Origin of the sequence: Acinetobacter sp. Tol 5 (genome assembly GCF_019702905.1) — a bacterium.
Lineage (GTDB): Bacteria > Pseudomonadota > Gammaproteobacteria > Pseudomonadales > Moraxellaceae > Acinetobacter > Acinetobacter bereziniae.
Window position 1 is genome coordinate 3,701,671 of sequence record NZ_AP024708.1, and the last position, 24,784, is coordinate 3,726,454.

At 38.8% G+C, this 24,784-nt stretch carries 16 protein-coding genes; 5 read left to right on the forward strand and 11 right to left on the reverse strand.

What is annotated here, in order from left to right:
- Position 1: 1 nt before the first annotated feature.
- The 6 genes from nuoG to TOL5_RS17250 all read right to left on the reverse strand — a co-directional run bounded on the left by nuoG (position 2) and on the right by TOL5_RS17250 (position 7,657).
- Entirely contained in the window at positions 2–2,686 is a 2,685-nt protein-coding gene (gene nuoG / locus TOL5_RS17225; protein ID WP_004827944.1) for an NADH-quinone oxidoreductase subunit NuoG, read from the reverse strand.
- 11 nt (positions 2,687–2,697) lie between these two features.
- Positions 2,698–4,029 (reverse strand): NADH-quinone oxidoreductase subunit NuoF, encoded by a 1,332-nt coding sequence (gene nuoF, locus TOL5_RS17230; RefSeq protein WP_004827942.1) that lies wholly within the window; start codon positions 4,027–4,029, stop codon positions 2,698–2,700.
- Positions 4,026–4,535, reverse strand: a complete 510-nt coding sequence (nuoE, locus tag TOL5_RS17235) for an NADH-quinone oxidoreductase subunit NuoE (RefSeq protein ID WP_004722839.1) — start codon at positions 4,533–4,535, stop codon at positions 4,026–4,028. The genes nuoF and nuoE overlap by 4 nt, the downstream gene beginning before the upstream one ends.
- Positions 4,536–4,549: 14 nt before the next feature.
- On the reverse strand, positions 4,550–6,337 hold the full coding sequence (gene nuoC, locus TOL5_RS17240) for an NADH-quinone oxidoreductase subunit C/D (protein WP_100884589.1): 1,788 nt from the start codon (positions 6,335–6,337) through the stop codon (positions 4,550–4,552).
- A gap of 86 nt (positions 6,338–6,423) precedes the next feature.
- Positions 6,424–7,101, reverse strand: a complete 678-nt coding sequence (locus TOL5_RS17245) for a NuoB/complex I 20 kDa subunit family protein (RefSeq protein WP_004827935.1) — start codon at positions 7,099–7,101, stop codon at positions 6,424–6,426.
- Positions 7,102–7,108: 7 nt separating this feature from the next.
- Positions 7,109–7,657, reverse strand: a complete 549-nt coding sequence (locus TOL5_RS17250) for an NADH-quinone oxidoreductase subunit A (RefSeq protein WP_004827934.1) — start codon at positions 7,655–7,657, stop codon at positions 7,109–7,111.
- A 951-nt stretch (positions 7,658–8,608) separates the two neighbouring features.
- Here TOL5_RS17250 and TOL5_RS17255 point away from each other — a divergent pair.
- Complete coding sequence (locus TOL5_RS17255) at positions 8,609–8,959, forward strand: hypothetical protein (RefSeq protein ID WP_004827932.1); 351 nt, start codon at positions 8,609–8,611, stop codon at positions 8,957–8,959.
- A gap of 114 nt (positions 8,960–9,073) precedes the next feature.
- On the opposite strand, the gene bfmS is transcribed toward TOL5_RS17255, so the two are convergent.
- Positions 9,074–10,702 (reverse strand): sensor histidine kinase BfmS, encoded by a 1,629-nt coding sequence (gene bfmS, locus TOL5_RS17260; RefSeq protein ID WP_004827931.1) that lies wholly within the window; start codon positions 10,700–10,702, stop codon positions 9,074–9,076.
- A 64-nt stretch (positions 10,703–10,766) separates the two neighbouring features.
- The gene (gene bfmR, locus TOL5_RS17265) at positions 10,767–11,480 is read right to left on the reverse strand and encodes a response regulator transcription factor BfmR (protein WP_004722855.1); all 714 of its coding nucleotides are present in this window, start codon (positions 11,478–11,480) and stop codon (positions 10,767–10,769) included.
- A 554-nt stretch (positions 11,481–12,034) separates the two neighbouring features.
- Here bfmR and TOL5_RS17270 point away from each other — a divergent pair.
- The 3 genes from TOL5_RS17270 (at position 12,035) to TOL5_RS17280 (ending at position 16,595) form a co-directional block, all read left to right on the forward strand.
- Positions 12,035–14,908, forward strand: a complete 2,874-nt coding sequence (locus TOL5_RS17270; RefSeq protein WP_080740829.1) for a ribonucleoside-diphosphate reductase subunit alpha — start codon at positions 12,035–12,037, stop codon at positions 14,906–14,908.
- A 131-nt stretch (positions 14,909–15,039) separates the two neighbouring features.
- Positions 15,040–15,171, forward strand: coding sequence for a preprotein translocase subunit YajC (locus TOL5_RS17275; RefSeq protein WP_004827925.1), 132 nt, complete (start codon positions 15,040–15,042; stop codon positions 15,169–15,171).
- Between the two features lie 140 nt (positions 15,172–15,311).
- Positions 15,312–16,595 carry a ribonucleotide-diphosphate reductase subunit beta gene (locus tag TOL5_RS17280; protein ID WP_151961248.1) on the forward strand — a complete coding sequence of 428 codons (1,284 nt, stop codon included), beginning with the start codon at positions 15,312–15,314 and terminating at the stop codon, positions 16,593–16,595.
- A 316-nt stretch (positions 16,596–16,911) separates the two neighbouring features.
- On the opposite strand, the gene avs1c is transcribed toward TOL5_RS17280, so the two are convergent.
- The 3 genes from avs1c to avs1a are packed head-to-tail and all read right to left on the reverse strand — an operon-like array spanning position 16,912 to position 24,142.
- Complete coding sequence (gene avs1c / locus TOL5_RS17285; RefSeq protein WP_221260527.1) at positions 16,912–17,169, reverse strand: AVAST type 1 anti-phage system protein Avs1c; 258 nt, start codon at positions 17,167–17,169, stop codon at positions 16,912–16,914.
- Positions 17,170–17,183: 14 nt separating this feature from the next.
- Positions 17,184–22,952 carry an AVAST type 1 anti-phage system protease Avs1b gene (avs1b, locus tag TOL5_RS17290; RefSeq protein WP_221260528.1) on the reverse strand — a complete coding sequence of 1,923 codons (5,769 nt, stop codon included), beginning with the start codon at positions 22,950–22,952 and terminating at the stop codon, positions 17,184–17,186.
- Positions 22,946–24,142 (reverse strand): AVAST type 1 anti-phage system MBL fold metallo-hydrolase Avs1a, encoded by a 1,197-nt coding sequence (gene avs1a / locus TOL5_RS17295; protein ID WP_221260530.1) that lies wholly within the window; start codon positions 24,140–24,142, stop codon positions 22,946–22,948. Before avs1a ends, avs1b begins: the two co-directional genes overlap by 7 nt.
- Positions 24,143–24,422: 280 nt before the next feature.
- Here avs1a and TOL5_RS17300 point away from each other — a divergent pair, with 280 nt between their 5' ends.
- Positions 24,423–24,647, forward strand: coding sequence for a DNA-binding protein (locus TOL5_RS17300; protein ID WP_221260531.1), 225 nt, complete (start codon positions 24,423–24,425; stop codon positions 24,645–24,647).
- The last annotated feature ends 137 nt before the right edge of the window (positions 24,648–24,784 follow it).

Here is a 24,784-nt window from a genome sequence, read left to right on the forward strand (position 1 = left end):
ATTACACTCCTACCGTTACAGATACAGGTTCAGCAAGTGAAACGGTTGGAGCTTGTCCAACTGGATAACCGATATAACCTGTTGGTAAATACTCAATCACATGCACAGGAAGGCTGATTGTCGTTTCACCAGCTTGGACGGTCAGTTGTTGACCATCTTGAACATTCAAACGTGCTGCATCTTGTTCACCTACAGCAAAAGCAGCTTCTGGAATACGTGACTCCATCGCTGGTGTTTTTACTGTAAATTCACCAGAAGCAAAAATATGATGCATTGGAACAAGACGGAAACTGTCTGGATTGTTTACAACTGCACTTGGCGCAACATAGCTACGAGCAGGACGTTTCACTAAACGATCAAATAAACGAACACCAGAATCACCACCTTTCAGGTGCCCCCCTACTTCGTCTTGGTATTTATTCCAAGCTTGTGGAGAGTTCCAACCCGGTGCCCATGCAAATGGTACCAATGACGATGCATTTTGTGGTCCAACATAACCTTCCATTGAGAATGTTAATGCGGTATCGACATCGACAGGTTGTTTCGGCTCATGTACGTTCAACGGTGCACGGATTGCAGTACGACCTGAGTAACGACGTGGTTCACGGGCAATTTTCAAACCATGAACACGATAGCCTGCATCAGGTGCAACATCTTGAATCGCTTCCAATGCTGGAACATTTTTCACAACAGATTCAATCACATCATCCAACAAGGTCCATGAAATCGCTTTACCTTGCACACCTGTTTCAATGGCATGCAACCAGCGCCATGATTCTTTAATGGCATACTCTGGTTTGTAGTAACTTGGATCATAAACTTGGTAGAAACGTTGTGCACGACCCTCTTGACTGACTACCGTACCATCGCCTTCAGCGAAGCTTGCAGCAGAAAGAACCACATCTGCAGCATTTACAGTTTCAGTTTCAGAGTGATCAAGCACAATCACACTTTGCGCTTTGGCTAATGCAGCTTCTACTTGAGTTGCTGGTAGGCGACGGAATAGATCATTTTCAACAATAATGATTGAATCATAATCTTGTGCAAATGCTTGCTCTAAGCTTAAACCACCGAACAGTGCCAAGCCCATTGAGTTCACTTCAGGAACCGTCAATGTTAGACCTGCATTTTCACCTAGATTCTGCGCAACCTGTGCAGCAGCTTCCATGATGGCAGCATCTTGTAAGCTTGTTCCAGAGATGATTAATGGCTTTTTCGCAGCTTTTAATGTATCCGCAACGGTTTGAGCAAATGCTTTCGCATCGTCATCTAAACCAAGAATTGCCTCACCTTTTACAGCAGCAGCAACAGCAAAACCTAAACGTGCAATGTCGTTTGGAGAAGCAACAACTTCACCCGCAGCCACATCAGCTAAACGTGTTTGTGTCGCAGCCAAGATATAAATCGGAGAATTTTCATCCTGACCAATACGTTTTACTGGTTCAGCCAACCAATCTTGAGTACGGCGGTCTGCAGCCATTTGTTTGGCTTTGTTTTTAGCAGCTTGGCGAACTGACAATGCCATACGCGGTGCTGTTTGAGTAAGATCTTCACCGAGGATCAAGACAGCATCATAGCTTTCAATCTCACGCATACCTGGGTTATAAACACCCTCAGCCTGCATGATTGAAGCAGCCAACTCGACCAAGTTTTGCTCTTTTTGAGACATCCCTGTTGAGTAGTTTTGCTGACCCACCAACTCACGCAATGCGTAGTTTGATTCTAATGATGCACGTGGCGAACCAATACCCAAGACTTTTTTGCCCTGAACATTTGCGATCACTGTATCAAGTGCTGTATCTACAGAAACGATTTCAACATCTGCACCATTACGGAACTGTGGCTGACGTGGACGATCTTCACGGTTCACATAACCCGTACCAAAACGACCTTTGTCACACAAGAAGTATTGGTTAACTTCACCATTGAAACGGTTTTCTACACGACGTAATTCACCATAACGTTCACCCGGTGAAATGTTACAGCCTGAAGAACAGCCTTGGCATACGCTTGGCGCATACTGCATGTCCCATTTACGGTTATAGCGTGCCGAATGTGTTTTATCGGTAAACACACCTGTTGGACAAACTTCAGTCAAGTTACCAGAGAATTCAGACTCTAAAGTTCCTGATTCTGGACGACCAAAGTAAACACGTGATGCATTGGCATAAACACCAAAATCTGTACCACCTGCATAATCGTTATAGTAACGAACACAACGATAACATGCGATACAACGGTTCATTTCATGTGCAATGAAAGAACCTAACTCTTGGTTATGGTGTGTACGTTTAGTAAAGCGATAGCGACGACGGTCGTGTTGTGTCATCACAGTCATATCTTGAAGATGACAATGACCACCTTCTTCACAGACTGGACAGTCGTGTGGATGGTTGGTCATTAAGAATTCCACGATAGACTCACGGAAATCTTTTGCTTCTTTGTCTTCAATCGAAATATAGGTATTGTCAGATGCAGGGGTCATACATGACATTACTAAGCGACCGCGAGTATCTTCTGGATTCGCATATTGAGTAACAGCACATTGACGGCAAGAACCGACAGAACCTAAAGCTGGATGCCAACAAAAATATGGGATGTCGATGCCAAGGCTCAAACATGCTTGCAGCAGGTTTTCCGAGCCATTGACTTCGTACGATTTTCCATCGACATGAATTGTAGCCATAGTCGAATTCCTTAAACTTGTTCTACGTGGCTGGCTTGGGCTACAGGACGATCTGTCACTTTAGCTTCAAACTCGCTACGGAAATATTTGAGTGCACCCATCAATGGTTCCATCGCACCTGGTGCGTGAGCACAGAATGTTTTACCAATCCATAACTTACGAGTCAGTTCTTGAAGATGTTGAATGTCTTCCATCTTCCCTTCGCCCTTCTCAATAGCGACAAGTGCTTTCACTGCCCAAGGTAAACCATCACGGCATGGTGTACAGAAACCACATGATTCACGTGCAAAGAATTCTTCTAAGTTACGGGTCGCAGAAACCATACATTGGGTTTCATCAACCACCATTAACAAACATGTCCCTAGACGAGAACCTGCTTTCATAATGCTTTCTGAATCCATTGGAAGATCAATGTGCTCAGCAGCCAAGAAATCCGTTGATGCGCCACCCGGCAACCATGCTTTAAGCTTAAGACCATCACGCATACCGCCAGCATAGTCTTCAATCACTTCACGTGCAGTTGTACCGAATGGTAATTCCCATAACCCAGGGAAAGTAACTTTTCCTGATGCACCATAGATTTTAGTGCCTGGATCTTTAGATTTACCCGCAGACAAACCGATATACCACTCAGGACCACGCAACATAATTGCAGGCAAGTTGTTATAGGTTTCTACGTTATTCACAATCGTAGGACGACCCCATGCGCCTGCAACTTGCGGGAATGGAGGTTTAGTACGTGGATTGGCACGGCGACCTTCGAGTGAGTTAATCAATGCAGTTTCTTCACCGCAGATATAACGACCCGCACCTGTATGTACATGGAGATCAAAGTTCCAACCTGTACCTAAGATGTTGTCACCCAAATAACCTTTAGCACGAACTTGCTCTAAAGCTTCATTTAAGTATTGAGCAGCTTCAATGTACTCACCACGAATGAAGATATAGCCTTGCGTAGCTTCAAGGGTATAACCTGCAATCAACATTCCTTCGATCAATTGATGTGGAAGTTTTTCCATCAACAAACGGTCTTTGAATGTACCCGGTTCCATCTCATCGGCATTACAGATCAGGTAACGAGGACCACCATCATTCGGTGCCATCAATGACCATTTAATCCCTGCTGGGAAACCTGCACCACCACGACCTTTTACAGTCGCTGCTTTGATGACTTCAAGAACATCTTTAGGTGGCATAGACAGCGCTTTTTTAAAGCCTGCATAGCCTTCTAAAGCTTCATAGTCATCAGCACTACGAACAAATTCCTGTTTACTCAAACGCCATGTTAATGGGTGAGTTTCAGGGTTTCCGTCGCCATAAATTGGTCTTGGTTCGGTATTCATACATACTTCTCCAATAACTGTTTCACAGAAGTCACTTCAACCAAACCGTGAGTATCTTCATCAATCATTAAGGTTGGACCTTTGTCACAGTTCCCTAAACAACAGATCGGCAATAAAGTAAAACGACCATCAGCTGTCGTTTGACCAAATTGGATACCCAGTTCGCGTTGGAAAGCTTCTGCTAAAGTTTCCGCACCCATCAAGAAACATGCAATCGAATCACATAATAAAATTACGTGGCGACCCACAGGTTGACGGTAAATACGGTTATAGAATGTTGCAACACCTTCCAAATCCGCAGTTGTAATTGTCAATAATTGAGCAATTGCATGTAACTGCGCATCATCTACCCAACCGTTACGGCGTTGTACACACTTTAAGGCATCCAAAGACGCTGCGCGTGGGTATGGGTAATGACCCATGTGATGTTCAATTTCATGGATTTCTTCGCTGGTCAGAATCCCTTCAACATTCACACGTGGCTTTTTATCAGTCAAAATCATCATAATGCGTTTACCCCTTAGCGATCCACGTCAGCCATAACGACGTCAATTGTCGCTAAATAAATGATCAAGTCAGATACAAGACTGCCGTTAATCACGGAAGGAATTTGCTGCAAGTGGGTGAAAGTTGGTGTACGAATACGGGTACGATAGCTCATCGTTGACTTATCAGAAGTCAAGTAATAGTTAGACGCACCTTTTACCACTTCTGCCATTACAGACGCTTCACCTGCTGGCATTACAGGACCCCATGACACGCTCAAGAAGTGCGTAATCAAAGTTTCAATATCTTGTAAAGTCTTATCTTTTGGTGGTGGAACTGCCAATGGATGATCCGCTTTATAAGGACCCGAAGGCATATTATCCAAACACTGTTTGACGATTTTCAATGATTCTTCAATTTCACGATAGTGAACCATTACACGTGCATAAGCATCGCCTTCGTATTCTAATGGCACTTCAAAATCGTAATTTTCATAGCCACTATAAGGACGATATTTACGCACATCAAAGTCAATACCTGTTGCACGTAAACCAGTACCTGTTACACCCCATGCCAATGCCGATTTTGCATCGTATTGCGCAACATTGCGGGTACGACCAACAAAGACAGAGTTTTTAAGTGCCGCAGTATGATATTCCTTCAAACGTTTTGGCATCCATTCGAGAATTTCGCGAATCAGTTTCTGCCAGTTGTTTGGAAGATCATGTGCTGTACCACCAATACGGAACCAAGCTGGATGCATACGGAAACCTGTGATCGCTTCAATTGCGTCATAGATTTTTTGACGGTCCGCGAACATATAGAATACAGGTGTCATACCACCCGCATCCTGAATCGCAGTACCGATATACAACAAGTGGTTATTGATACGGAATAATTCAGACATCATGACACGGATACATTGCGCACGGTCAGGAACAGTGATCCCAGCCATTTGCTCCACACCCATCACATAAGGCATGTTTTGCGCACAACCACCCAGGTAATCTACACGGTCAGTATAAGGAATGAATGAATGCCAAGTTTGACGTTCAGCCATCTTTTCCACACCACGGTGGTGATAACCGATATCAGGCACACAGTCTTTTACTTCTTCACCGTCTAACTGCAAAATAACACGGAATGCACCATGAGCAGATGGATGGTTTGGACCCAAGTTCAAGAACATGAAGTCTTCATCTGCGTTACCGCGTTTTAGACCCCAATCTTCTGGAACAAAACGAAGATGTTCTTGTTCGAAATCTTGTTTGGCTTTGTCTTGCATATACGGCGTATATTCCGTCGCACGTGCAGAATATTCTTTACGTAACGGATGACCTTCCCAATACGTTGGCAACAAAATACGACGGAGCATCGGATGCCCTTCGAAATTGATCCCAAACATATCGTATGCTTCACGCTCGTACCAGTTAGCATTCGGCCAAATGTTGGTTGCTGTTGGAATGTTAATATCATTCTCATTCAACGCCACTTTAATACGAATATCACTATTGCGTTCCAATGAAAGCAAGTGATAGAACACAGTGAAGTCTGATGCAGGTAAACCATCACGGTGAGTACGCAAACGCTCATCTACCGCAGATAAGTCAAACAGCATCACATAAGGACGTGGCACTGTACGCAGGTACATTAAAACTTCTTGTACACGTGCGCGCTCAACCCAGACCGTTGGAAAATCTTCAAACGTCGGTTGCACGTAAAAGTTCTCACCAAATTTGGCTTTGAGATCTTCTACAATCGCAAATGCTGGGCGGGAATCAACTGGAGTTGATTCTGGCATAGCAATTTCAGTTTCAGCCATTGGCTTGGCTTCCTATTTAATACAAATTCTGTGAAATTTTCTGATGATCATACCCTTCAGGTATGTCAAACATTCATCAGAAAAAATTACTCAATCTCATCCATAGAGCGTAAGTTTTTCACTGCAATACGTTCAGCGTTCTTACGGTCGCGTTCTGGCATCATCTTTGGCTTATATACTGGCTGAAGATCATCACCAATTACCGCAGACAGCGGACGACGTTCTAATTGAATTTGGTCTTGCAATAACATTAATGCTTGGATTAATGCTTCTGGACGTGGTGGACAACCTGGAACGTACACGTCAACAGGAATAATTTTATCTACGCCTTGCACAACAGAATAAATGTCGTACATACCACCAGAGTTTGCACAAGCGCCCATTGAAATCACCCATTTAGGCTCAAGCATTTGTTCGTACAAACGTTGAATAACAGGTGCCATTTTGACAAAGCAAGTCCCTGCTACAATCATTAAGTCAGCCTGACGCGGTGAAGCACGAATAACCTCAGCACCAAAACGTGATAAATCATGCACACCTGTTAAGGTTGTTGCATACTCTACGTAACAGCACGAAGTACCAAAGTTAAAAGGCCATAATGAGTTTTTACGGCCCCAGTTCACAGCTGTATGCAACACGTCCTCTAAACGAGTCATGAATACATTTTTATTCACTTCTTCTTCAAGTGGATCTGTCACAATCTGACGATCTTGAAGCGGATATTGTTCAGCTTCTGGATTCGCACGGGTTAAGGTATATTTCATTCCCGAGTTACTCCTTGTTCAGAGACATGGTCGATGTCTTATCTTTCACACGACCAGAAGATTGAGCTGGAATCGTTCCTGTAGGATCTGTCACCAACTCTTCAATTGAATTGAAGCGAGTAATTTCTGCAAGGTCCATATTCGGTGAACCAATTTTAGGTTTAATCCCTGCTATTTTACGTTTATCCGAAGGCGACCAGTTTAAGGCACCTGTTGATAATTCATAAATTAAACCAACGAGTAAAACTAAAATAAATACAGCCGCAGCTGAAAACCCGAACCAACCTACTTCACGTACAGATGTCGCCCACGCATATAAATAGAGGGCTTCCAAATCAAATACAACAAAGAAGATTGCGACGAGGTAGAACTTTGCAGACAAGCGGATACGTGCTCCACCAGCACTAACCACACCTGATTCAAATTGCTCTTGCTTCGCACGTCCCCATGATTTACCCCCAAGGAGCAAAGGAACGGTGAGCATAAAGACACATAAAAATGTCACGCCGATCACGAAGGCAATGATTGCCCAATCGTATGGAGTAATGGCACTCATGCGGGGATAACTCCTGGCAGGCCTATTATTTAACAAAGAATGTATGTATTGGCCTTGCAAATACACCAAACACAAAATAAATCTGGTCAATTGTACCCGATTGATGTCATCTGTTGCTAGTTAATAGCTCTAAGTCTTTCGGATGATTTTTTAGACAAAACACATAATTTTTCATGATTCGACGCAATACCACGTTCAATTATCGCTTTATCAAATTCCATTCCTATTTTTTATTAATTTTTCCGAAGTATATTTTAAAGAGATGAATTAAAAATGACAAATCAGTAGCTTAATTCTCATTAAAATTTTTCAGACATCACTTTTGTGCAACTTTTTGTGTTTATTCAACAACAAATCTGCTTTCTTTTAGCGAAATTATACACAAAATATTTTGTTACATTCTATGTAAAAAAGTCATATTCAAGCAGCCCGTATTTTTCATAAAAATTATCTCAATATGATAAATAATGTCATTTAATTAAATCAACATTCTCATCTTGATAAATCCATTATCAAAAAAAGCACCCTTAACTTAAAATAGATTTTTTATTTAGCTTCTCTAAAATCCAATACGCCTACTTTTGACCTACCTTACAATATCAATATTTCATTTTATCAGAACTGATCCAACCTCATTTTTTAAACAAATATGAAGTTCCAGCCTTTAATCATGTTTTATCCTATGTATAAACTCTCGTATATCAATTTCTGTATTTACTATACACCCTCCCCCTCCACCGCTTATTTTATTTTGCGTTTCCCATTTCATTAACGCTATACATTTCATTGATGCTTTACATCATCTTGTTGTACTGTTTTAAACATTGAATCAATCCTGGTAACTTGTCGCAAACATAGACGAATTATCTACACAGCCTATACACATTTAACAATTTTTCCTGTGTATGCTAAATATCATTCACTTTAAATCAATAATTTAGGGGCTAAAACATGGAATTTAGTAGCAAACCAAACTATTTTTTATTTGCACAATTACTGATTCGTCATATTGAAAACTATGTCAAAAAGCATCCTGATGCACAAAATGCGATTTTTGATCTTCGTGATGTTTATGAAATTTTCCGTCAAGATCTTGCTGCAACCACAACAAATCTGGAAGGTATTTTAAACATTGCAGATGAATATCGAATTGACACCATTCAAGGTGATCAAAAAATTATCAGTGGCTATAAAATTGATGCAGAACAAAATAGCTTATTGATTGACTTTAATGCAGACGCTTTACAAGCATTAAGAGAAAGTAAACCGATTATTGCACCTGATGCGACGCTTCAAGAATAAGTTCCAAGGCTTAAAAATAAGCCTGTTGAGTGCTTAAATAAAAAAACACCGAAATATTTCGGTGTTTTTTATGCTTAGCTTTTAACCACAACACTAAGCTTTCACTTTACTTGCTTACACTTTCTTTTTCTTAAACCGCTCAACAGGCCAAGACATGGTGAATCTTGCCCCACCAAGTTCTGGGCTTTGATCAACCTCAATCGTGCCACCAAACCAATAAGCAATACGACTCACAATCGACAATCCCAAACCATAACCACCAGAAGCGCGGGTACGGCTGTCGTCCAAACGGGCAAATGCTTCAAATACACGTTTACGGTCTTCTTCGGGAATTCCTGGACCATCATCTTCGACACACACATATGCCATCTTGGTTTGATGATTGACACCACCACTTAGGCTAACTTGATGATCACAATAACGTACCGCATTACCGACAAGGTTTTGCACCACACGATGTAAATAACGACGTTCCGCATCAACCACCACGTCAGACGAAAGTGGATTGAGATGAATTATTTTCTGAGTTTTTAAAGCCTCAGTTTCTGTCGCAACCTGTTGTAAAACATCAATCAATGCAATTTTTTCAAAGTCTAAAGAAGGCGTACCCTGCTCCAACTTGGCATAGGTCATAATCTCATCGATCAAAGTATTCAACGCCTCGATATCTTTGTCGATCATTTCAACCTGTTGCAAACGATAGTCATGATCTTCTTCATCAGCCAACATTTCCATACCAAAACGGATACGTGCCACAGGCGTCCGCAACTCATGCGACACTGCACGCATCAATTCTCGTTGAGCTTCAATCAAACGCTGAATATGATCGGACATGCTGTTATAACTACTGGCAAGACTCGCCATCTCATCATAACCCTCAACCGGTACACGCTGTGACATATCACCTGTTTTCATCACATCCAAAGCTTGATTGACCTGTTTCAGTTTACGTTGCATTGGCACGATCAAACCGTATACACCCAAGCAAAGCAAGAACATACTCAACAAGGTAATTCCCGCAGCAAGTTTGACTGGCATCCAATTAAACATTGGAACAGGTCCGAGTACGAGTACATCGGTTGGTGAGTTTGGCAACGGAGAAACGATGGAAATAGTTGTGCCACGGACTGTTGCGCTGTCCCGCCACAAAATAACACTTTGATCTGACCTTAAACGACCAATTTGCTCAGAATCAAGATTGAGCTGAGATATTTTTTCTACACCAACATGGTAAGAAAAGTGCTGTTGAATTTTTTTAAGATATTCTTGTTCTTGACCCGGATAATAAACCAGATAATCCAAAATAAAGACAGGCAATGCCTTCATTTGGCGTTCGCCAATTTGATCTACTTTGATATAAAGATAGTGTTTAGGATCATTGCGGATGCCCAACACCAAATAAGCAATCCCCTGTTCAGCATCATAACGCACAACTGCTTTTTGACTTTCAATACGTTTTTCTTCCGTACGTGATAAATCAACTTTTTGTGCATCTAGATAATAAATAGGCAATTCTAATAAATCAGAAGCGTCCGAAATCCAATCAAGACGTTGTTGCTCGGTTTGTTGACGTGCTACACCCTCGCTTATCACAAATGAAATACCATCTGTTAAAGATTCGCGATATTCCTGCGCACGTTGGTAGTTGATTATTTGAACAAGCAAGTATCCAAACAATGCCACCAACACCACAAGAATAACCAGTCCAGCATAAATACGCAGGAATATACTGTGTTTAGACACGCAAACTCACCTTCGTTATGCTTGCCGTTGCATAGGCAAGCATTTTAGATGATTGACCCATCGTTTATAGACCAGTCTCTTTAACAAATAGATAACCTTTACTACGTACAGTTTTAATACGTTTTGGATTTTCTGGATCATCACCGATTTTTGGACGAATACGAGAAATACGAACGTCGATTGAACGGTCTTGACCATCGTACTCGATACCACGTAAACGCTCGAAGATGTCTTCACGGGAGAGAATACGCCCTGCATTGGACGCCAACAACCAAAGCAAATCATATTCAGCGCTGGTGAAGTCAACCAATTCACCATTTAAGGTCACTGAACGACCACCATTGTCAATCACCAGATCATCAAACTCAATACGTTGAGCCACTTCATCTTCAGGCGCTTTGTCTGTACGACGTAACAATGCACGGATACGTGCGAGCAGTACACGCGGTTGAACAGGTTTAGCAACATAGTCATCTGCACCCATTTCCAAGCCAAGCACTTGATCCATATCTTCAGTACGTGCAGTCAACATCAAAATCGGTTGATGATAATGTGGACGAACTTCACGACAAACGGTTAAACCGTCTGCACCTGGCAACATGACATCTAAGACCACAAGATCTGGTTGCTCAGCAATAATTCGGCGAATTGCACGATTGCCATCTGGTTCTACCCCAACCTCAAGACCATTACGAATTAAATATTCTTGAGTTAAGCGAGCAAGACGCTCGTCATCTTCAACAATCAAAATCTTTGGTAACTTTTCTTCTTGGCTCATCTATTTGCCCCTATATTTGGTTTGGTCCCTGCTACAAATCTCGCAGATTCAAGACACTATGTTCTGCAATATACACACGTTTACAATGTAAACAAGACCTCATTCACCAAACTGATACATGAGCGTATCAATTTGTTATATTTTTATTAACTATTGAATTGTAGACAGTTTTCCAAGAACACTTGTCAGTATTTAGCAATATTCCTAACACAATCAATACGCAGACTATTTTTTATACAAAATATTTCATTGTTCATATTCTGTTTAAACAGTTCGTCGTTTTTTAAGTTATCCACATAGTTATCTATAAGCACTCTTGGCAGTGTTTGTTATGCTATGTCCTTGCCAAATAAGGCATATAACAAAAATGGTTCTTTAAGGGAAAAAGACACAAATAAAAATTTACTGATTAGAGATAAAACATTCTTAAAATGTCAATATTGATCTGACCTTAAAATTACCGTATCTTGTGTTCTAAATTAAATTAAACCACTAAGTATTGTGTTTAGTCCTCAAACATCGTGACGAACAAAATTGCAACTCGTCCGGTTCAAATGGTCCATAAACATAACAATGATGATGACAATGGAGCTACGCTGACAATGAACGCCATTACAACCCCTGGTCAACTACAAGTGATTAAACGCACTGGTGATGTTGCCGCTTTTGATGCAGATAAAATCGCTGTAGCAATTGGTAAAGCTTTTTTGGCTGTTGAGGGCCAGCAAAGCGCAGACTCAAGCCGAATTCATGACCGTATTACACAATTAACAGAAATGGTTATGAACACTTTTAATCGTCGTTTACCGTCTGGCGGAACAATTCACATTGAAGAAATTCAAGACCAAGTTGAATTGGCACTTATGCGTACCGGTGAACAAAAAGTTGCACGCGCTTATGTGATCTATCGTGAACAACGTTCTGAAGCACGTAAACAAACAGGTGCTCATCATCACCCAACTTTACAAATCACAGATGCGAATGGTCAGCTTCAGCCTCTAGATTTGGGCAAACTTCAAGCCACGATTGAAAAAGCCAGTGAAGGCTTAGAAGGTATTGATGTTCAAGCCATTGTCGATGAAACAGTTAAAAACTTATATAACGGTGTAAAACAATCAGACATCTCAACGACGATGATGATGGCGACCCGTACCCGTATCGAACAAGAACCAAACTACACCTATGTAACTGCACGTTTACTTCGTGATGATTTAGTTGCAACAGGTTTAAAATTCTTAGGTTTAGCGACAGATACCGAAGAAGGAGATGCGCTTGAAACTTACCTGAAAAAAGGGATCGAGTTAGAACTTCTTTCACCAGAACTTTTAAACTTCGACCTTGCTAAATTGGCAGCAGCGATCAAACCAGAACGTTCAAACCAATTTACCTATTTAGGTCTACAAACTTTGTTTGACCGCTACTTCATTCATTCAAATGATGTACGTTTTGAACTTCCACAATTGTTCTTTATGCGCGTCTCTATGGGGCTTGCATTAAATGAAGAACAGCGTGAAGACCGTGCAATCGAATTCTATGACTTATTGTCTAGCTTCGATTATATGGCGTCTACACCGACACTGTTTAACTCAGGTACTTTACGTCCACAATTGTCAAGCTGTTACTTAACCACCATTCAAGATGATCTTTACGACATCTATGGTGCAATGCGTGACAATGCCCTCCTGTCTAAATGGGCGGGTGGTTTAGGAAATGACTGGACACCTGTTCGTGCTTTGAACTCATACATCAAAGGTACAAACGGTAAATCTCAAGGTGTAGTTCCTTTCCTTAAAGTTGCTAACGATACCGCTGTTGCCGTTAACCAAGGTGGTAAACGTAAAGGTGCAGTCTGTGCATACCTTGAAACTTGGCACTTGGATATTGAAGAATTCCTAGAGCTACGTAAAAACACAGGTGATGACCGTCGTCGTACGCACGACATGAACACAGCGAACTGGGTTCCAGATTTATTTATGCAACGTGTGATTGAAGATGCTGAGTGGACATTGTTCACGCCATCTGAAACACCTGATTTACATGACTTAACTGGCGCTGCATTTGCTGAGCGCTATGCTTACTATGAAGGCATCGCTAAAGAAAGCAACATGCTTCATAAGAAAATCCGTGCGAAAGACTTATGGCGCAAAATGTTATCAATGTTGTTTGAAACAGGTCACCCTTGGATCACATTCAAAGACGTATGTAACTTACGTTCACCACAACAACATGTTGGCGTAGTTCACTCATCTAACTTATGTACAGAAATCACTTTAAATACCAATAAAGATGAAATCGCAGTATGTAACTTAGGTTCAATCAACCTTGTTCAGCACGTTCAAGGCGGTAAACTTGACCGTGAAAAATTGGCGCGTACTGTAAAAACAGCAGTTCGTATGCTCGATAACGTGATTGACATCAACTACTACGCAGTTGAACAAGCACGTAATTCAAACCTTAAACACCGTCCAGTGGGTATGGGGATCATGGGCTTCCAAGATGCTTTATATGAATTGGGTATGGGTTATGGTTCAGATGAAGCAGTCGACTTTGCTGATGAGTCTATGGAAGTGATCAGCTACTATGCGATCCAAACTTCTAGCGACCTTGCGATTGAACGTGGTGTTTATTCAACATTCAAAGGTTCATTGTGGGATCAAGGTATCTTACCAATCGACTCTTTAGAGATCGTTGCAAAATCTCGTCCAGAGCGCATGTTCGAAGTTGATCGCACACAACGTTTAGACTGGGACACTTTACGTGCCAAAGTTCAAAAAGACGGTATGCGTAACTCAAATGTGATGGCGATTGCCCCTACAGCAACGATTTCTAACATTTGTGGCGTTTCTCAGTCAATCGAACCTACTTTCCAAAACCTGTATGTAAAATCAAACCTTTCAGGTGAATTTACAGTGATCAACCCGTACTTAGTACGTGCGTTAAAAGATCGTGGTCTTTGGGACTCTGTGATGGTCAATGATCTTAAACATTTCGAAGGTTCTGTACAAAAAATTGCCCGTATTCCTGATGAACTAAAAGCAATTTTTGCAACAGCGTTTGAAGTGGATACACGTTGGATCGTTGATGCTGCATCACGTCGTCAAAAATGGATTGATCAAGCACAATCATTGAACCTCTATATCTCGGGTGCAAATGGTAAAAAACTTGACATCACTTATAAGATGGCTTGGTTACGTGGTCTTAAAACAACCTATTACCTCCGTGCATTGGGTGCAACATCTGCTGAAAAATCAACCATTAACACAGGTGCTTTAAACGCAGTTAAACCAACAACTGTGGCTGCTCCAGTGGCAGCGGTTGCACCAGAAGCTAAACCTGAAGCACCTGCTGAAGAAGAAGGTTTCTCTCAAGCAGCACCAGTGCCACAAGCTTGCTCAATTGACAATCCTGATTGTGAAGCTTGTCAGTAAGTCATCCTCCCCGACCCTCTTTTTTTAAAAGGAGGGCGATTCCTCAAAATAAAAGGTGGGATGAAAATCCCTCCCTTTTAACAGGGAATTTAAGGGGATTGAATCATTCTAAAATCACAAAAGGCTGAGCCATGTTCCATTTAAGTCATAACTATGAGTTAGGCATAATTGTGCTGATCTTAGCCTTTTTGGTTTTTTATATCCCTGCGGTCTATGCATTTATTGCGATCCGCAAACAGCAAAAGCGTAATCAAAATAAGTAGTGTGGGTATCTGTTCTTTCGAACAAGAACGAAACAACTATCGGCAAAACTTAATTTTGCTTGCACAGAATAAGCGTATAGTAGTGACATCTTTTTTGTGAGATGTCGAACATAGATATTAACAACGAAGAGAGAACAACGATGTCTATCCTAAGTTGGGACGATTTTGAAGATGATGAACCGAAACAAGTTGCACAAGCTCACCAGCCTGCGCCCGTCGAACCGAAAAAAACGACTGATTCGCAGGTGGTATCTGATGCAAAGCAATCATCGCAGAATTTGGCAGCTGCACAATCCGCTGGAACCTATACAGCAAGATCAACAAATCCAACCGATTCATTGGCAAGAGCATCTCACGCCTTAGAAAAGCTGGATGTTGCACCGGGCTTGGAAGAGCTTGAAATGGGTGCACAACGTGTACAAGTTGATGATAAAGCCATGATCAACTGTCGCGCAGATTTGAACCAACTTGTTCCATTCAAATACGAGTGGGCTTGGCAAAAATACCTAGACGGATGTGCAAACCACTGGATGCCACAAGAAGTCAACATGAACCATGACATCGCACTGTGGAAGTCTGAAAATGGTTTGACTGAAGATGAACGTACCATTGTAATGCGTTCTTTAGGTTTCTTCTCAACTGCGGACTCATTGGTTGCAAACAACTTGGTTTTGGCGATCTACCGTCATATTACCAACCCTGAATGCCGTCAATATATCTTGCGTCAAGCATTTGAAGAAGCAATTCATACACATGCTTACCAATACTGTATCGAATCTTTGGGTATGGATGAAGGCGAAGTCTTTAACATGTACCGCGAAGTTCCATCTGTTGCCCGTAAAGCAGCGTGGGGCTTGAAGTATACACAGTCTTTGAGTGATCCTACTTTCCATACGGGTACACCTGAAAACGATCAGATCTTACTGCGTAATTTGATTGCATTCTATTGTGTACTTGAAGGAATCTTCTTCTACTGTGGTTTCAGCCAAATCTTGTCTATGGGTCGTCGTAACAAGATGAATGGTGTTGCTGAGCAATTCCAATACATCTTGCGTGATGAGTCTATGCACTTGAACTTTGGTATCGACATGATTAACCAAATCAAGATCGAAAACCCACACTTATGGACTGCTGAGTTCCAAGAAGAAATCATTCAAATGATTCTTGAAGGCACCATGCTTGAAATCGAATATGCGCGTGACACGATGCCACGTGGTGTATTGGGTATGAATGCAGCGATGATGGAAGAATATTTGAAATTCATCTGTAACCGTCGTTTAGCACAGCTTGGTCTTCCTGAGCAGTTTGCTGGTGTAAATAACCCGTTCCAGTGGATGTCTGAAATGATGGACTTGCGTAAAGAGAAGAACTTCTTTGAAACGCGTGTGACTGATTATCAAACTGGTGGTGCGTTGAGCTGGTAAGGTAGACCGCGTTGAACGACACATCAGTTGTCATAAACGACACAACACGTGTCATGGAACGACATGACACGTGTCAATATTGATACTTAAAGAGCTCAGCTAGATTGACCTGAAACACGACATGAGTTGATATTTGCAACACATACAATGCCACTAAATTAAAAAGGAGATCTATTAGATCTCCTTTTTATTGCTCAATTATCATATCCCTACAAAAAATGCCTTAAAATTTTCAGGCTGAAAAAGATCTGTCCATTTTACAATACACATAGCTATTTTATTAATTAAGGAACTTCTCTATCTCTATACTAATCACCTAATCTTTATCTAGGACTGTATTTTCAACCACGCTCTCTGGAAATTTCATTTTCTGCATATGCAGCATCATATTTGCCTGTAATCGAGCACTTTCATTTACACTGAGAAAATCAAATCTGCCATTTGGAAGAAATCTGACTTTGCATAGTCCATCGATAGAAACACCACTAAATTTACCTTCATTTATCATGTTAAATAAAAAATGGAACCGATGTTCAAATTCTGATCTAGTATTCGGGGTATCATAAAAATCCATAAATTCTCCATTACTTACTTATAAGGTATGAACCCTGAAACGTCAGAATCAATTTCATATATCCAGAATAGATTCATATTCCTAGGTAACTTTTGTAGCTCATCCTTATCAATAGAAAGATAGCAGCCTGCCGATTCTGGTGCTCCAGTTGTTACTACATTAGTGCGAGAAGAACGCCACCAAGCTCGTTTAATGCATTTAGCTTCTGTACTCAGAATTTGCATAAAATGTTGTGTTGGGATTGCTGGAGTAAAAATACCAAAATAAGCCAAAGCTGGATCTACATTAGCACATACATCCACAGGAAATGTTCTATTTAATGTAGGATTCTCAGTTGATAGAAAGCGCCCTGATGGTACAGTTACTTGTGATAGATCACCTAAATAAGCTGTCAGCCTTATTTCTCTTAAACGACCTTCATACCAGAAATTCTCATAATAATCGAGATAAATATTTCCACCACTTATAGGTTCAGGTTGGGCGATTAGCCATGCTAGTCCATGAGAGTTAAAATTCTTAATTCTTAAATGATTGAGGCTAGTGGGATTGTATGATCGAAATATCGCATTAATCTTTTCATGCAAATTAGAAGGTGCTGTAGATTGAAGTGCGACCTGTAAAGCATACTGTGCTTTTGCTCGCCATCTAATGGGATTATTCTTATTTGCATAATATCCTTGAGCCAATAGTTCTTCAATTCCCAAGCAAGTCTTTAATGTCAATGGAGAACATATATCTTGCATTATTGATGTTGCACACTCTACTAGAGATGAATTCGTAACACCTAATACATTTAATTTAGACCACTTAGATTTAAGTCCTATTGCCCATTCTGGACATGCTACATTTCTAGTATCAGTAGGATTAATCACTTGTGTAAGATTTTCTTGTAATTGCGCTAAAACATTAGCAGCATGTTCATCTCCATTTTTTATTGCTTGATTTAAGATTTTCTTTAAAACAGAAAGCCTTCCAATGTGTTTGCATTTGTGTTTAATAGTCTCAAAATCCAAGGAAGTAGATAATATTCCCCAAAGTTTAACTTCTGAGTATGACAGCTGATCTAATACTCCACAAATAATGTCAGGATGGTTACCAAAATTATTAGAAAAGGCTTGATTCCCAAATAAATGAATATATTTTGGGTAGCTTCTCAATAGCCACAGTAACATATCTGCAGCTTTCTCACTTCTTAACCATGTAGGATGATCAATAACATGTAAAATAAGCTTGGCGAAGTCAGCGTATATATTAATTTTATTAGATTCTTCTAGAAACTTGTAATCATTAATTTCAGTTTCAACCATCCCTACCATGAGTTGAATATGCTCAACAGATAATTCAATCAATCTATTTTGATCTTCCCATGATGACTCTGAAGCTAACCAGCTTATTAAATTCTCAGCGATAAACCATGGATTGGAATATCGTTCGCTTAGAATTAACTGACTAAATAATTTAATCAACTCTGAATTTGAACTAGTTATTTGCTTTAAGATATTTTTTCCTTCTTTTACCTCTGGTAAACCACCACTCCATATTGACCATTGACCATCTTGGATCGTTTTTATTGCAGATAATATTTCTTGCTGTGCTTGTAAATAATTTTTGCGGCGAATAAATCTTTTAGCATTAGACAAAAATTCTTTAGCTTGGCTTATAGAGTTCCTCGTTCCAAACATTCCTGGTGTAAAAAGAGAATCTATATTATTTTCTTTAATATCATTATCTTCATTGTTTTTTTCTACTAAGTCCGTAGCTTTTTTTTCAATTTCATCTACTGTTGGATTTAATGAATCAGAATATGAAACAAATTGACTTTTAAATGACTCCTTAAGACTCTCTGGAATATGTTTTTTTAGAGCCAATAAAAAAGCTGAGCGATCATCTTTACACATTTCAGATTCACAGATAATTTCCAACCTACTAAACATCATTTTGATAGCATTTTCATCTTCTTGATTTATTTGTATTAATAGTCCATATACTTCAGCATAATTATGTAGATATCTAGAATCTCCAAATTGGAAAGTTTCTAAAAGTACCCAACAGAATTGCCAATCTAGATGAGGAATAGCAGAGCGTACAATACACAGTATTGAATCCTGTTCATCCAAAGCCCCACCAGGAAAACGAGTTCCAGCTAATTCAGATACTCGATCAATCTCACCTTTAGTGATATCCCCATACATTTGCCCTAATGAACCATAAGTTTGTCGGATATAGTAGCGGATAGCTTTATCAAACTCGCCTCTTAAACACAAAGCATTTATGAAGTCTCGCTTCGCATATCGAACAAAACGTTCAAAGGTCATCTCACCACTAGACACATCCAATAATCCCGCAATTTTACTTAAAACTCCTTGCTTTAAAGGTGTTTTTATATCAATAGCTTCCAAAGTGCTAACGGCCAATCCCAATTGATCTTCTTTATACCAGTTAGGACCCATAGAAAACGCCAAGACATTTCTATAGGTGTCCTTTGCGTTCTCTAAAGCATTTAAACGTTCGTATAAAGGAATTATCGTTAAGAGTTCAGGAACAAGTTCATGCCTATTCTTTACATTCGATAAGATAAAATTTTCCCAACTTTCAAGTAAAGAAAAAGCTAGATCTTCTACATTATCTTCTAGTTCATATTTAGTAATTTGTTCTAGAACATTGTTTAGAACACCTCTAAACCCTTCTGAATAGATACCGCACTGATATGAGAATCGATCTTGAATGAAGCTGATTAATTCTCCGATATGAGCTGGGAAAATATCTAAAATCAATGAAGTTAGATTCTTATAGATAAGTGGGAAAACGGCCTCAGGTAAAGCATAGGCATCTTTCCAATTTACTCGATCTAATAGGCTGAATTTTAAATTTTCAAAAATATCCTGTTGTATGATTGTCCAAATTGAATTTAAGCCCTCTACATTACTTTCTTGGACTTGACGTCTAGCTGAACCATCACACCATGCAATCGTTCTTAAAATAGACTCAATTCCATCCATCCAATTTAATGGTGACAAAGAAATCACTTTTGGTTGTTGGAGCTCTGAGTTAAGATATGCTGATGATCTACATTTACTCATTCCATTGTGAAGTTCAGGCTCATTTAAAGAAACATTATCATCAGCAATCAAGTGAATTTTCTCTAATTCTATAGCACTGTCTTCAACTGTTATTGACGTAATAATATTAAGTGGTGTGCTAAGTGCGATTAAGTTATCAATTATACTTAAATTAAATTTCCCTAACTTTCCACCATTTTCTTTAACTAATATGTTCAAATCTCGAAAAAGTGCAGTAAGTACACCTTGATTATGAGGAATATTAAAAAATTCACATCGGAGGTTATATTCAACTGCAGCATATATATATTGTTCAGTAAAATCTATTATAGGACCAGAATAAGTTTGCTTAAGAACAGCTAATGGGAAAGGACGCTTGTGTAGACTCATTAAATTTGCTTGTAGATAAATAGACATTTGTTCTCGAATCTGTCTACATAGCTTTTTATCTTTAATGGCAGATTTCATGAAATTTTGCCAATAATATGGGAATTTACCTAATTCTGTATCCGCACCCTCTACCAGTGCTCGGCTTTTCAGCATGTACTGTTGTAATTGCAAATCGAATAATGTTAAGAAGTGTGGAATTGAGAGTTGATTACTAAAAACTAGTTCAAGCTCTTTATTAATTTTGACTTCAATGGTCCTGAGGAGAATTCGAGCTTCCTCATAATTTTCCATTTCTATGAACTTTAGAGAAATTTTAAGTGCCAAATCAATAGGTATGATTAATTGCTTATAGCGAATAATATGCTGTAATACTTCATTATTTTTATTTAAAGATATTAATGCATTTGCTGTTAAGTCAGCAGATTGAGCAAATAATGTATCATATCTGAATTTCATTCTTTGAGATAACAATAAGATACGATTAGTTTCTATGAAATCTCCAAGAACTGTAACAGCTTTTATGACATCACGAATATCTCCTAATAGCGTATCAGGTTTTATCCCTGCTAAGACACATTTGTCAGCCCAATCTTGATTACAATAACTAACAACAAGAGATTTATTACTATTTAGAGATTTAAGACCATGATAGATGATATTAAACATACCATACTCAACGTCAGGGCTATTCTCACAAAAGTTAAAAAGCCTTAATTGAATATCATTTTCACGTAACTGAGTCTTTTCTTTTAGGAATTCAGAAAAAGAAGAATGGTAAATATTTGTATTGTCAGAGTTTATAAGTAAATGCTTGATACGCTCAATCGTACTTATTAATACAGCTTGTTCATTTGCATTCAATGTTGTTACTAGTAGTGAAATGGGTATTCCCCATCTCAAACGAACCATAATAGCTAAAAGATTAACTCCATCTGTGTCTGAAGAAAGTTGATGCCACAAAGATTCATAGTAATTGAGAATGTTGCCTTCTAGTAAAGGGAGATTAGCAATATCATCATCGCTTTTACCATCATTGACTAGATCAATTAAATATCGAAGATACAGAGGATGGCCTTCCGCTTTGTCACAAATTAGTTTAACTGTGACTGGATCACATCGCTCTTCAACTAATGTTGCTACGCAAAATTGTTGAGTTATTTCGTAGGACAAAGCAGGTAAGGTAATACAATATCCTTGTCTTAATTTATTTCCTAAAAGCCCAGAATATTTCGTATAGCTTGGTGCTGAAAGTACTATAACTAGACTAGAAGGAATAACTTGAGGCAATAACCCAAGGAATTTTTTAAGTAGCTCTCTATCATGTTTATCAATTTCATCTAATCCATCAATAAAAAGTACACCAATTTTATTAATAGAGCTGTAATATTGCCCTAGAGCCTGCAATATATTCTGAGTTTCTTTAATTAATTGAGAATATTCATCTTTTAATGTACCTCCAGAGCTTCCATTAACTAACATTGAAACTTGCATGTTAAGCCAATTAACGAATTCAACTGGTTGTGCTAAATGAGCAACGTTTATGATTTCTCTATTGTGCGTAAAACTATAGGTATTAAAATGCTCAATTGAAGGATTTTGGGCGCTGTAATTCACACAAAATGTAGACTTTCCAATACCATGAGCACCTTCTAAAAAGATGTATTTACCCGTATTACCGATTATAAAGTCATCAAAAATCGTATTAAATTCAGTTCTTGGAGCTAATTTAGGTAGTTCTACACCTTTATCAATTAACTCCTCTTCAAGAATATTATTTTTAATTAAAAATTCTCTAATTCTAAAAATTGATATCGCACCAATCGTCTTTTCTATCGAGTATCGAATTATTCCGATACATACACCATCACATATCAGAGGTGCTCCAGAATGCCCACTATAGTCATCAAGTGAATTAGGAGTATCAATTTGGATTTCAATATCATTACCTAATTTTAAGGTATTTAGAACTTGTAATATTGATCCTGTTAATTTGTGACCCATTTCTAATTTATCAACTGGCCAACCATGAGAATAAAACTCTTTTCTCTCTATAGGGCTAGAATCACTGAAAGAAATTGGTAAATGCATGCCAATATTTTCTAATGAAAGCAGTGCAACATCTAAGTCTTCATCATAGTCTATAATTTCAGCAGTCAATTCATCTGAACTTTCAGAAAAGTTAAATCCTAATTTTATAGGCTCACCACCCTTAATCGCTTTTTCTATGCAGTGGTATGCTGTTATGACAATATTCTGTCTGATTAGCCAACCTGATCCAGATTCAGTTCCACATCTAATTTTGCATACTGCGATCCTGATTGTACTTTCTAACATTGTTTATTCCCCGTAAATGCAATCCAGTCGCAGACATTTTCAATAACCGAAAATTTGGCTTCTGATTTAGTTTGATAGTTTTTTAGTTCTGTTGAAGCAACAGTGGCATAGTTGCAATAGAGTGTTCTAGAAAATGTAGAAGGCCTATCTACTATAGCTATAAGAGTTTCAATATCTGGGTGATCGTGTTTATTCCCATTAGATGAAATAAAATAAACCGGTGAATCAATAAGATCCAATAGTTCTGGACTAGTATTATGATAGCTTCCATGATGTGAAATCTTAATAGCATCAAAAATCATAGACTGTCCTTGTTCCTTTAATTGTTGCAGGCTGAGTACTATATCTTCAGCCCAAGCATCAGCTAACATTAGAATTCGAGTACCATTAAGTTCGATAATTGTCGCTATAGAGCTTTTGTTGGTAGGAGAATCATCAGGTTTATAAATTTCATGAAGAGATTTACGTGTTGTAGCAGAAATTGGTTTTGCAGATTTTCCTTGATGATCATCAATATGCTCTAACATAAACTCAAAAGCATCATCAATAAGTTCCCCAGAAGATATTGAACCCTTGAAACCATATTTTTTTAATTGCTTTTCCCACTCATTTAATAGGAAATTTAATGAATCTTGAGATGGAGATAAAATTCGAATTACACCTCCCGTTATAGGAAATAATCCTAGATTTTCTTTAGATATACTTGTTGTTCCATCACCATTATTCCAACGATACCCCCCATTATGAATCAATGTAGCTAGTGTACTACCTTGTTTAGCACTAATTTTTTCAGCATTAGAATCTATATCAGATTTTATTTTAGGATGACCTCGGTCATTAATTGATTGAAGCAAACTACGATTTTTTTCTAAATCTAACGGCTTAGTAGGAGTAGCTGTTAGACTACGTAAGCTATTGTGCCAAATATTTCCAATAGGGATAATAGATGGTTGTGACGAAGATCCGTTTAAGCCTAGCAACTTAACTATCCCGCCTATATGATCAGAATCAATATGAGTTGTAATAACAAGTTCTAAAGATTGATTTTTTGTGCCTAGTTCTTTTAAATCATCCACTATGTGCTGCGTAAAAGAGCTTGCATAACCTCCATCAATAAGAATATTCGTTGTATCCGTATTTATTAAGAAAGCATCACCATTACCTGCTTGATACATTTTGATTCGCAACATTTTTGTTCTCTTTTAAGCTATGCAAGATATTCTATGATTAAGCAATAAAAATAAGTAGTTAGGTTTATTAGCACTCCCAACCACTATCCAAGATGTTAAAAATCAATCGGTGTATAATCAAATGATTTTTAAAGAATTTCCAATGAAAAAGTTTCTATACAATACGTATTATACTAAAAATTATCTTATAAAACATAATCTTATCTAAATTAAAAAGTTGACCTTCCACAAAATTTGACTTATTTTTAAACTATTCCAAATTTTTTCGGGCAATGTGACTATGGTAGATAAAAATGAGATTCGACGAAAATTCGAACTTAGTGGACTCTCAATAGCTGATTGGGCTCGTCAAAATAATTTTTCACCAGATCTTGTGTATAGCGTACTTAAAAGTAAGCACATTCCCATTCGTGGAGAAAGCCATAAGATCGCAGTCAAATTAGGTTTAAAAGAAGAAGTTAATGTTCCTATATTTAGCTTTGAAACAAACAAGGAGACAAATTAACGAAAAATTAGTCATGCATAAATAAAAAACGGATCTTTTTTAAAGATCCGTTAGTTCTACATTACACGAAGATAATATAGAGAGTCAGACCCCTAGTATCTTCTGTGTAGAACCATACGTCAAGCCTTTCACACCAG

Bases quoted from the DNA above. Each gene is read 5' to 3' on its own strand.
- TOL5_RS17255 (WP_004827932.1), top strand. From the start codon at position 8,609: ATGGAATTTAGTAGCAAACCAAACTATTTTTTATTTGCACAATTACTG.
- nuoG (WP_004827944.1), bottom strand. From the start codon at position 2,686: ATGGCTACAATTCATGTCGATGGAAAATCGTACGAAGTCAATGGCTCG.
- avs1c (WP_221260527.1), bottom strand. From the start codon at position 17,169: ATGGATTTTTATGATACCCCGAATACTAGATCAGAATTTGAACATCGG.
- avs1b (WP_221260528.1), bottom strand. From the start codon at position 22,952: ATGTTAGAAAGTACAATCAGGATCGCAGTATGCAAAATTAGATGTGGA.
- TOL5_RS17300 (WP_221260531.1), top strand. From the start codon at position 24,423: ATGGTAGATAAAAATGAGATTCGACGAAAATTCGAACTTAGTGGACTC.
- TOL5_RS17245 (WP_004827935.1), bottom strand. From the start codon at position 7,101: ATGAAATATACCTTAACCCGTGCGAATCCAGAAGCTGAACAATATCCG.
- bfmR (WP_004722855.1), bottom strand. From the start codon at position 11,480: ATGAGCCAAGAAGAAAAGTTACCAAAGATTTTGATTGTTGAAGATGAC.
- TOL5_RS17270 (WP_080740829.1), top strand. From the start codon at position 12,035: ATGGTCCATAAACATAACAATGATGATGACAATGGAGCTACGCTGACA.
- TOL5_RS17275 (WP_004827925.1), top strand. From the start codon at position 15,040: ATGTTCCATTTAAGTCATAACTATGAGTTAGGCATAATTGTGCTGATC.
- nuoE (WP_004722839.1), bottom strand. From the start codon at position 4,535: ATGATGATTTTGACTGATAAAAAGCCACGTGTGAATGTTGAAGGGATT.
- TOL5_RS17280 (WP_151961248.1), top strand. From the start codon at position 15,312: ATGTCTATCCTAAGTTGGGACGATTTTGAAGATGATGAACCGAAACAA.
- TOL5_RS17250 (WP_004827934.1), bottom strand. From the start codon at position 7,657: ATGAGTGCCATTACTCCATACGATTGGGCAATCATTGCCTTCGTGATC.
- nuoC (WP_100884589.1), bottom strand. From the start codon at position 6,337: ATGGCTGAAACTGAAATTGCTATGCCAGAATCAACTCCAGTTGATTCC.
- avs1a (WP_221260530.1), bottom strand. From the start codon at position 24,142: ATGTTGCGAATCAAAATGTATCAAGCAGGTAATGGTGATGCTTTCTTA.
- nuoF (WP_004827942.1), bottom strand. From the start codon at position 4,029: ATGAATACCGAACCAAGACCAATTTATGGCGACGGAAACCCTGAAACT.